This window comes from Nodularia sp. UHCC 0506, from assembly GCF_034931045.1.
In the GTDB taxonomy this organism is placed as follows: domain Bacteria; phylum Cyanobacteriota; class Cyanobacteriia; order Cyanobacteriales; family Nostocaceae; genus Nodularia.
Window position 1 is genome coordinate 19945 of record NZ_JAYGHH010000041.1, and the last position, 9718, is coordinate 29662.

The 9718-nt window shown below is 40.1% G+C and carries 9 protein-coding genes and 1 pseudogene; 5 read left to right on the forward strand and 5 right to left on the reverse strand.

The features are described from left to right. Positions 1–197 (forward strand): annotated as a pseudogene (locus VB654_RS18930) (ISKra4 family transposase); the annotation flags it as partial. Between the two features lie 705 nt (positions 198–902). Here VB654_RS18930 and VB654_RS18935 read toward each other — a convergent pair. After that, the gene (locus VB654_RS18935; RefSeq protein WP_323215354.1) at positions 903–1457 is read right to left on the reverse strand and encodes a Dps family protein; all 555 of its coding nucleotides are present in this window, start codon (positions 1455–1457) and stop codon (positions 903–905) included. Between the two features lie 594 nt (positions 1458–2051). Between VB654_RS18935 and VB654_RS18940 the strand changes: the two genes are divergently transcribed. Beyond that, positions 2052–2315 (forward strand): Asr1405/Asl0597 family protein, encoded by a 264-nt coding sequence (locus VB654_RS18940; protein ID WP_323215355.1) that lies wholly within the window; start codon positions 2052–2054, stop codon positions 2313–2315. Positions 2316–2372: 57 nt separating this feature from the next. After that, positions 2373–3011 (forward strand): (2Fe-2S) ferredoxin domain-containing protein, encoded by a 639-nt coding sequence (locus VB654_RS18945; RefSeq protein ID WP_323215356.1) that lies wholly within the window; start codon positions 2373–2375, stop codon positions 3009–3011. 221 nt (positions 3012–3232) lie between these two features. Here VB654_RS18945 and VB654_RS18950 read toward each other — a convergent pair whose 3' ends face one another. Both VB654_RS18950 and VB654_RS18955 read right to left on the reverse strand, forming a co-directional pair. Beyond that, positions 3233–4534 carry a Rid family detoxifying hydrolase gene (locus VB654_RS18950; protein ID WP_323215357.1) on the reverse strand — a complete coding sequence of 434 codons (1302 nt, stop codon included), beginning with the start codon at positions 4532–4534 and terminating at the stop codon, positions 3233–3235. Positions 4535–4640: 106 nt separating this feature from the next. Beyond that, positions 4641–5078, reverse strand: a complete 438-nt coding sequence (locus VB654_RS18955) for an NUDIX hydrolase (RefSeq protein ID WP_323215358.1) — start codon at positions 5076–5078, stop codon at positions 4641–4643. Positions 5079–5307: 229 nt separating this feature from the next. Here VB654_RS18955 and malQ point away from each other — a divergent pair, with 229 nt between their 5' ends. Then, entirely contained in the window at positions 5308–6816 is a 1509-nt protein-coding gene (gene malQ, locus VB654_RS18960; RefSeq protein ID WP_323215359.1) for a 4-alpha-glucanotransferase, read from the forward strand. A 259-nt stretch (positions 6817–7075) separates the two neighbouring features. Here malQ and VB654_RS18965 read toward each other — a convergent pair whose 3' ends face one another. Beyond that, entirely contained in the window at positions 7076–7882 is an 807-nt protein-coding gene (locus VB654_RS18965; protein ID WP_323215360.1) for a helix-turn-helix domain-containing protein, read from the reverse strand. After that, on the reverse strand, positions 7879–8673 hold the full coding sequence (locus VB654_RS18970) for a pseudouridine synthase (protein ID WP_323215361.1): 795 nt from the start codon (positions 8671–8673) through the stop codon (positions 7879–7881). The genes VB654_RS18965 and VB654_RS18970 overlap by 4 nt, the downstream gene beginning before the upstream one ends. A 117-nt stretch (positions 8674–8790) precedes the next feature. Between VB654_RS18970 and VB654_RS18975 the strand changes: the two genes are divergently transcribed. Next, on the forward strand, positions 8791–9504 hold the full coding sequence (locus VB654_RS18975; RefSeq protein ID WP_323215362.1) for a DUF2993 domain-containing protein: 714 nt from the start codon (positions 8791–8793) through the stop codon (positions 9502–9504). The last annotated feature ends 214 nt before the right edge of the window (positions 9505–9718 follow it).

The window sequence follows — 9718 nt, forward strand, 5'->3', positions numbered from 1 at the left end:
CTGCGGTGGATAAATGCGCTAATTATCTCCTCAATCATGGTGCTTTTCTCAAATACGATGATTATTTAGTTGCGGGTTTTCCCATTGCGACTGGTGTGATTGAGGGGGCTTGCCGTTACTTAATTAAGGACAGAATGGACATTACGGGCGCTCGATGGAGTCTTGAAGGTGCTGAGGCTGTTTTGCGGATTTCCTCACCAGTCTTTCTAAAAGAGCCGCACCCATTTGAATTTTGATAGTTTGCGTGGCGTAAGCCATACAAAACGACCTATATCTTGATTGCTTTTTCACTATTCCCTATTCCCTATTCCCTGTTCCCTACCTCTACGAGTAAATATGGCTACACCACGCAAGCGACGAAAACCAAACCGGATTCCTATATATTTTCACTAAATTGGGATGCTGTCTCGCCACTGTGTGTTAAGTCAATTTCTACAGGGTGGGAAAACTATTTTAATTAATTCTCAATAAATATATACTGATTTGTTGGCAAATCATGGTCATGCTAACTAATTACATCATGAAATAATTAACTTTTATCTCATAAAACTTCTATTAGCAGTTGGGTTTTCACATCTTCACTTAATAGAAATATTTTTTAACTAGGGAATTCCTTATATTTTCTCATATTTATGGCTTACCCAAAAAGAAATTTTTGAGAATAGTTTATTTATACCATAATAATCTAAATTCCTGCTTGTCTTCCCAGTAATAATACTTAAGTATACACAAATGAAATTTGTTTACATAAGCCAGTTTATGAAATAGTTATCAGAGAATTGGGTTGAATTAAAAATGGCAGAGAGTATTAAATCCCCCTGCCATTTTTAGATTATTTTAAGGTTTAAGTCTGCCAACTCTTTCCTCAGTGTAGACCTTACCAAATTGAAATTATCAAAGCACTAATTTTGAGCAGGTTGGACAAATCCTAAAGTTAAGCTATCTTTAGCCAGGAAGTGAGCTAAATGGTAAGCTCGTTCTTCGGTTTTGATCAAAATTTGCTCATAGAGATGGCGTGTACCCCGGTCGCCCAAACTCTCTGCTTGAGAGGCTTGACGACGAATAACGTTGATGATGGCTTGTTCTGCGGCCAAATCATTTTCTACCATTTGACGGCAAGAATATACGCCATCGGGTTCTTGTACAAAACAGGTTAATTCTGCTAATTTGCTGAAACTAGCAGCAGGTACACCACCCAATCCATTTAAACGTTCACCAATTTCATGAATATGATCTTGTACCTGTTCATAGTGGTCGCTAAATAACTCATGCAGGGAGTAAAATTCTGCGCCTTCCACTACAAAATGATGCTTTTGGTATTGCAAGTATAGTGCTTGGAAGCTAGCTAATACAACGTTAAAACCTTCAGTGACTGGAGCGGTTACACTGCGGTCTAGCAGTACAGGATTGTCATAAACCTGACCAAAATTTTGTAATAAGGTTTGTGTATCAGACATGGTTTTCCTCGGTTTTTAACACTAGTGGCTTTTAACTGCTTATCTTTTACATATTAACATTTAAAAAATAAAAGCCACCCTCATTAATATCTAAGAATTTAGAATTTTTTGTTCCTAAAATAGCAATTTTTCCTCTTTAGTTAGGATGAGTTGATTCTAATAATATAGTGTTTCTTTTTTACTAATGAGAATAATTTCAAATTATTTTATGAACCTTAAAAAGAAATTAGTTTTTATACGTTTGGGCATCAGAAATGGGTATGGCGCATGGCAGAAGAATATATTTTGTGTATTTCAACACATTTCATACTCTTCCGTATTTGTAAACACAACCATTTGCAGTGGATGAAAAGTTTATAGAATAGGCTTTTTGAGTTTTGACGAAGGCCTGGTGCTACTACTCCTTACTCCCTATGCGCCGATTCATAACCGGAAAATATTATAAAGTTATGATATTTTTTAGTTTCACAACTGAGAATTGTTTGCACTTAAGGTATGCTGGTTTAAAGAGGTAGTACTCCCAATAATTTTAGAAATTAGGGGGTCAAGAAAAAATAGTTACTGCAATTTAGTCGCACATTGAGGGCTAGTCGCTTGAAATCGTTAAGTTCAAAAATCGAAAAAAATTTTGTTGTCGGGGTAGGGGTTGACTGGGCAGACCGATGGCAAGTCCATAAACGCTTACAGGAACTAGATATTCCCTGTTGGTGTGAGGTTAACCAGCCCTTGCGGGTTGAAATTAACCACCCTTTGGCAATTTTTCAATTGTGGTCTGTCGTGCAGCAATTAACAGCATCTCGACAAGAATTAATTTGTCATCTTGAAAATTGCTGGAAGAGTCGCTACGGAAAGTTTTAAAGTTTTGACCTATAACAGATATTTCAGACTGAGTTAGTTAACAGGAGGTTAAGTAAAATGAGTGCATCGTACAATACAGACATCTCAGAGTTTTGCCTGGAAGGAAGGTTAATAGATTTTGTCATGAAAGATGGCTATAAACTCAAAGGCTTGTTATTAGGCACTTCTGAGGGTGAATGCTATGTTAAACTTGCGAAACATTTACGCATAGCTTTTGACTTGCGTTTAGCACCAGGGACTTGGTTGCAAGTTGTTGGCTACAAAAAGCATGATATAAAAAAGGATCAAGTGACATTAAAAGCCGAGCGTGTAATGGCAGCAAGTTCTGAAATTGGAAGAGTTGCAACTGCTACTGCATTACAGGAATCGCCAGCAATGAAAACCACTAAGGCTAAATCAGGTAAAAATAAAGATACTATTTTAGTGTGTCAAAAATCTGACTGTATGAAACGTGGTGGCAAAGCAGTTTGTCAAGCATTAGAGGCGGCTTTAAGTAATCGTGGTTTGGAAGACCAAGTGACGATTAAAGGTACTGGCTGCATGAAAAAATGTAAGGCTGGCCCGAATATAGTCATGCCAGACAAAACCCGCTATAGTCGCATTCCATCTACACAAATTCCGGCAATTATGGACAAGCACTTTGCTGACAATAGGGAAGAAGAGCCACAAGTCATACATCATAGTCAATTGCGCTGAATCTGCTATTGATTTTGTAATTTTTTATTGAGAAATTTTCATAAGTATTTATTTTGTGTTTTTTTGGGGTGTGCGTTCGCCTTTGGCGGGGCTTTGCCCATTGCCTTAGTTTGATCATATTGCTCAAGGCGATCGCTTAACCTAGAATCTGATCATGATCTTGAAATCTGGAAACCCCACCCCCAGCCCTCCCCGCAAGCGAGAAGGGGAGCAAGAGTATATTAAATTACGGCAATACAATCAATTTCTACTAAAACATTTTTTGGTAGGCGAGAAACCTGCACACAAGCACGGGCAGGGGCTGTTTCTTCAGAAAAATATTGAGCATAAACCGCATTTACGGCGGAAAAATCATTCATATCAGCTAAAAATACTGTGGTTTTGACCACGTTTTCAAATTTTGCACCAGAGGCTGTCAGAATAGCTTCCATATTAGCCATTACCTGCTCGGTTTGCTTTTTAACATCATCTGTGTAGACGACATCACCGAGGCGAGGATCGATGGCAATTTGACCAGCTACGAAGATCATTGTACCGGAAGCGGCGATCGCTTGATTATATGGTCCCACTGGAGCCGGTGCGTTATCTGTGCGAATTACTTGACGAGTCATAAATATCTCTTGTTTTAATAATGTTTCTGGCTGACCAATTTCCCCCTCAGAGGTTGTTGGCTGGTAAACTTCCCCATCAGGCATTATCGCACCAGTTAGGTCAGCATTTTTAAAGGTTGCACCGTAAATGTCTGCTCCGGTTAAGTCTGCTCTTCTGAGATTTGCACCATCTAGATTTGCTCTGGTAAGATTTGCATATCGCAGTTTAGCCCGTTCTAAATTTGCCCCTTGAAAAATAGCTTTTGTCAGATTTGTAACTAGAAGATTTGCACCTGTAAAATCGCAATTAGCTAAATTCATCCCTGAGAAATCAACTTGAGTTAGATTTGCTCTCTGAAATTTAACTCCTTGAATTTTGGCTTTTTGTAAGTTGGCTTCCTTTAAAGTTGCCAGAGTAAAATTAGCTCCGATTAAGTATGATTCTTCCAAGTCTGCTTTATTCAAAAAAGCCTTACTCAAATTTGCTCCGCCTAATGAAGCATTATTAAGATTTGCGTTACTAAGATTTGCACCACTAAGGTTTGCCATATCTAGGTTTGCAAATGATAATTTGGCATTGGTTAAATTCACCCCGATCAGAGTTGCTTCTTCTAAGTTTGCCGAGTTAAACTGAACATCATTCAAGGTTGACCAACTTAAGTCAGCACTCTTTAGGTCTGCCCAACTAAATATTGATGAAGAAGCAGTAACACTATGTAAATCGGCATTTTTGAGAGACGCTTTAGTAAAATTTGCACTATTAAAGCTTGCTTTAGTTAAGTTTGCTTCACTTAAATCAGTTCCCTTCAAATTTGTACCATATAGGTCAATCTCACTTAAGTTAGCACCTTTGAGATTTTCCTCCGCCAGATTTACTTTTTGAAATTGCCGTTCTCCTTCCGCATATTTCTCTAACAATGTCTCAGCATCCATAACGCACCCTAAAATACCACCAACCTAGTATAATCGCAGAAATCAACTCTTCTCTTGGCGTACTTGGCGACTTGGCGGTATGCGCTACGCGCACGCTGCGCGAACGTCAATCAAAACCCAACCTCGGACGCAGCCCATAATGCCGATACCGCCAATAATCCTGCAAAATGCGGTCATGGTCGAAACATAAATTACCCGGCACACGCCAAGACTCAAAAACGCCGATATTCTTAGCATCATCACCCGCCATTGGTTCCCCCGATGCAGTTGCCAAGAACACAATACTGATAGTATGTTGACGGGTATCCCGGTTAGGGTCAGAATAGACCAAAAACTGTTCAATTAACTCCACCTGCAAACCCGTTTCTTCCTCAGCTTCCCGCCGCGCCGCCACTTCCACAGCCTCACCATAATCCACAAAACCACCAGGAATAGCCCAACCCAAAGGTGAATTGTGACGTTCAATTAACACTATTGGCCGATGTGGTCGATCCACCAACTCAATGATGATATCAACCGTCGGTGCAGGATTTCGATAAGTCATACAATTTTGGATTTTAGATTTTAGATTTTAGATTTTAGATTTTAGATTTGGGTTCGACCTACAGATAAATCTAGGAGCTTGGGAAATTTATATTTCGGTCATTACTCATCAGTCATTGGGTAAAATATCCCTGATTTCGCCATATTCTTACATCTTCAGACAGCTTTCAATGTTGACCTGAGCATGATAAATTCTATGGGATCGCTCATTTCTATATTTGAAGTTAAATATGCCTTTTCCTAGATCCAGTGGTATTTTGCTGCATCCTACATCTTTTCCCAGTCGATTTGGTATTGGCGACTTAGGCTTAGAAGCCTATAAATTTATTGATTTTCTCAGAGAAACTTACCAGCAATATTGGCAAGTCTTACCATTAGGACCAACTGGATATGGAAATTCTCCCTATGCTGCATATTCAGCAATGGCGGGAAACCCCATGCTTATTAGCCCAGAACAACTGCAAGAACAAGGTTTACTCACTGAAGAAGACTTTGCTAATTTACCAGTATTTAACGAATCTCAGGTAGATTACGACCAAGTAAACTCAATCAAAATCGCATTGCTCAAAAAAGCTTGCGAGAATTTTCAAGTTAAAGCCACACCTTTTCAACAAAAAGAATTTGCCGGTTTTTGTGACAGCAAAGCCTATTGGCTGGATGACTACGCCTTATTTATGGCACTCAAAGATGCTAATAATAATACCAGTTGGCATACTTGGAAGGCAGAACTTGTCAAGCGTGAACCAGTAGCAATAGATCAAGCTAGAGAAAAATTAGCGGCTGAGATTTATTATTATAAGTTCATCCAATTTGAATTTTTTCGCCAGTGGTCAGAACTCAAATCTTATGCCAACATGAGCGGGATTTACATTATTGGCGATATTCCTATATATGTAGCCCAAGATAGCGCTGATGTCTGGGCGCATCCTCATATCTTTTGTCTCGATGAAGAAACTAGAGAACCGGCGTTAATGGCGGGAGTTCCACCAGATTACTTTAGTGAAACTGGTCAATTATGGGGAAATCCGGTTTATAACTGGGAAGAATTACAAAAACAAGACTTTAAGTGGTGGCTAGGTCGCTTTGAAGCGATGCTCGATTATATAGATGTCATTCGTATTGACCACTTCCGGGGATTTGAAGCGTACTGGGCTGTGGAACGAGGTGAAGAAACTGCAATGAATGGCCAATGGATGAAAGCCCCTGGAGATGAATTATTTGATGCAATTAAAGATAAATTGGGAACACTACCAGTTTTAGCGGAAGATTTGGGAGTAATTACCCCAGAAGTAGAAGCGCTGCGGGATAAGTATGAATTTCCCGGTATGAAAGTTTTGCAGTTTGCCTTTGGTTCTGATCCCGGTAATTCGTTTTTACCCTTCAACTACACACGCAATGCTGTAGTTTATACTGGGACTCACGATAATGACACAACTGTAGGCTGGTTCAATCAAGCTAACGATTGGGAAAAGCGCAACTTATTACTGTATTTAGGTTGTATCAGTGACGAAGGTATTCATTGGGATGTAATTCGACTAGCTTTAAGTTCTATCGCTAATCAAGCAATTATTCCTTTGCAAGATATTTTAGGTTTGGGAACCGAGGCGCGGATGAATTTTCCCAGCACTGCTGAGGGTAACTGGGGTTGGCGTTATCAGCCGTCATTATTGACACCAGAATTAGGAGAGAGACTGAAAAATCTCACTCAGCTCTATGGACGCGCACCACAGGCGAAGTAAATTTTATGACTCAGGCAAAATAAAATCTTCGTAGTGGCGTGGCCAGTTTAAAATAGTGCATTATGTTTCTCCTGTGGAGCAAGCATCTTGGCTGTTCTGGGCGGGCAGGATGCCCACCCCACAATAGTTTTGTCTATTGCAACATTTTAAGCTTTTCATTCCACTACGTCTAAATTCATCAAACCTTGCGGGATGCGGGAGGGAAACTCAGCATCTTTAGACCCCAGAAGCTAAGTCGGCGTAATACCTGTTAAGTGATTTAAGACCTCGGTTTAGCACCTATCTTGATCTCCCTTTCTGTTCCGACTTCTCCCATGCGCTGCGCTGCTTGCTGATTAACACTCATCAACACACTACCCGCATTATCGGTTTTAACCGTTAGTTGTTCTTCGGCTTTCCAAGTGCGCTGAGTTCCTTCTGGGAGAACGCCTTCAAACTCAACTTTGCCATCAGCTACTACACGAATCCAGGATGATGCTTTTAAGGTGACACCAATATGTAATGACTGATTTTTATCGCTGGGATGAAAAATTTTGCTAATTGGTTTTAAATTGGTGAATGCTGGGGAATTTAATTGATTTGATTCTGGTTTTAAAACTGTTTCTCGCTTTGATTTTTGATTGCTGTCGCCCAGAGCATTATTATTCAGTAGTTGAGATAATCCACTTACAGAGCATACAATGACAAATATGTAAAGGAAGTAAAGATGAAGAGGACGTAATAGATTAATTGGCTGTTTTTTTTCAGTAGGAGGTAAACTCACTGATCGAGAATCAACAGGAAATCTATTGGCAAATTCTGCTCCATTCAAGCCTAATACATCGGCATATTGTCTGATTAAACCTTGAATATAAACAGGTTCTGGGAGGTCATCTAAGTTACCTTCTTCAATGGCTTGTAACAACCGCCGGGGAATTTTGGTTAAAACTACCATTTCTTCTAATGATGAAGCACGTTCTTCACGAGAAGCCCACAGGCGAGCGCCCAGTTCTGCTAATTTTTCCGATTGTTGTTGTTTTAACGAAAGTGTGGGCTGCTGTTGCTCTTTACTTTTTAGCCATTTCATGCTTTTTTTGATCTCCTGACCTCAACTGAATATTTAACAGGTAAATGCTGAATATGCTCTTTTAAAAAACGAACTTCAGCATCTTGAAGAGAACGATAGTTACCCTCATGTAAAAAGGGTTTATTTGGCATTTGTAATTGAATTGGTCCGATGGAAGTACGATGTAGCTTAACTACTGGATATCCCAACTGTTGGGCTACACGGCGGATCTGTCTGTTTCTCCCCTCCTTTAAAACTATTTCTAAATGGGTATTTTTTGCAATAGTTTCGACGAAGCGGATTGTGGCAGGGCGTGTTTTTCTCCCTTCTAAGACCACTCCTTGACTCCACATTTTCAGCACTGCGTTAGAAGGATGTCCTTTGACCAAAACCTGATATGTCTTAGGAATACTGTGACTGGGATGGGTAAGTCCAAATGTCAAGTCTCCATCGTTGGTGAGGATCAATGCTCCAGTTGATTCTGCGTCTAAGCGACCCACTGGGTGCAAACCTGAACCTAACCGTAATTCTGGCGGAAGTAAATGCAAAACTGTTTTTCTTCCCTGTGGGTCGTGGCAAGTGGAAACTACTCCACCTGGCTTGTGTAGCAATAAATACGTTAAAGGTGGACGCTGTTGGGTAGATACTGGCTGACCATCTACGGAAATTGTATCTTTTTTCGGGTCAACTTTTTGTCCTAAATGGGCTGGGATGCCATTGATTTGCACACGCGATCGCCGAATCATTTCTTCAGCTTCACGACGTGAGGCAATACCCCATTGTGCTAAAACTTTTTGTAACCGTGCCTCCATGTTGAAATTACTGTGTATGGTCTAAACTTTTTAGATAAAAAACATATATTTTGGGTTTTGTGCTGAGTAGCTATCAATGTTACATTTAAAGCTTATTTTCGTTGACTGAGTGGTGAAATGCCTGAGCAAAATTCCCTAATTAAAAATTCACACAAAATTCGCATCATTAAAAACGTCCTGACAACAGCGCTTAAGCTTTGGTTAAAATCGCAAGTTAGCGAAGTGTCACAATTAGAAGTCGAGATTAAAGCAAGCGATCGCCAAATTATCTCTGGTTGTATTCCTTGGGTATCTATTTTGGCAAGTGATGCCGTATATCAAGGCCTTAATATTACACGAATTCAACTTATAGCTGAAAATATTCGGGTGAATATAGGAGCCATACTCAAAGGAAAACAAGTAAAACTATTAGAAACAGTACCAGTAATTGGCAATCTGATCGTCGAGGAAGAGGATCTCAATACTTCTCTCTCATCTGAATTATTATCTACCGCTTTAAATGATGTAGTGTCCCAAATCTTACCAGAAAATTGCTTAAAATCTCAGCTAATTTCTTGGCAAAAAATAATACTTGGTAATAATCAAATTATACTCAAAGCTATTATATCACCTGCAAGGGAACCCAAACCTCTGGAGATTGGTTTAAATTTAAACTTAGTGGGCGGTAATGAGTTGAAGTTAGAAAAGATTCAAGCCATCCAAAACCATGTATCGCTTTTAGAGGATGAGCATAGTTATAATTTGAATCTTGGTTCAGATGTCGATATTCAAGAACTCAGTTTGCTTGCTGGTAAATTGGTCTGTCAAGGAAGAATTAATGTCAATCCTTGATGAGTGCTGAGTGCTGAGTGCTGAGTGCTGAGTGGGGAAAGTGTTGAGTGGGTAGGGGCGGGTTTAAGCAGTGAGTCTGTGGTTCGTCGAAATCCTTAGTAAACCCCCCCGGACAATGAGTGCTGAGTGCTGAGTAAGTTTCTGATCCCCTGCCCCCTGCCCCCTGCCCCCTGCACCCTGCCCCCTGCCCCCTGCCCCCTGCCCCCTGCACCCT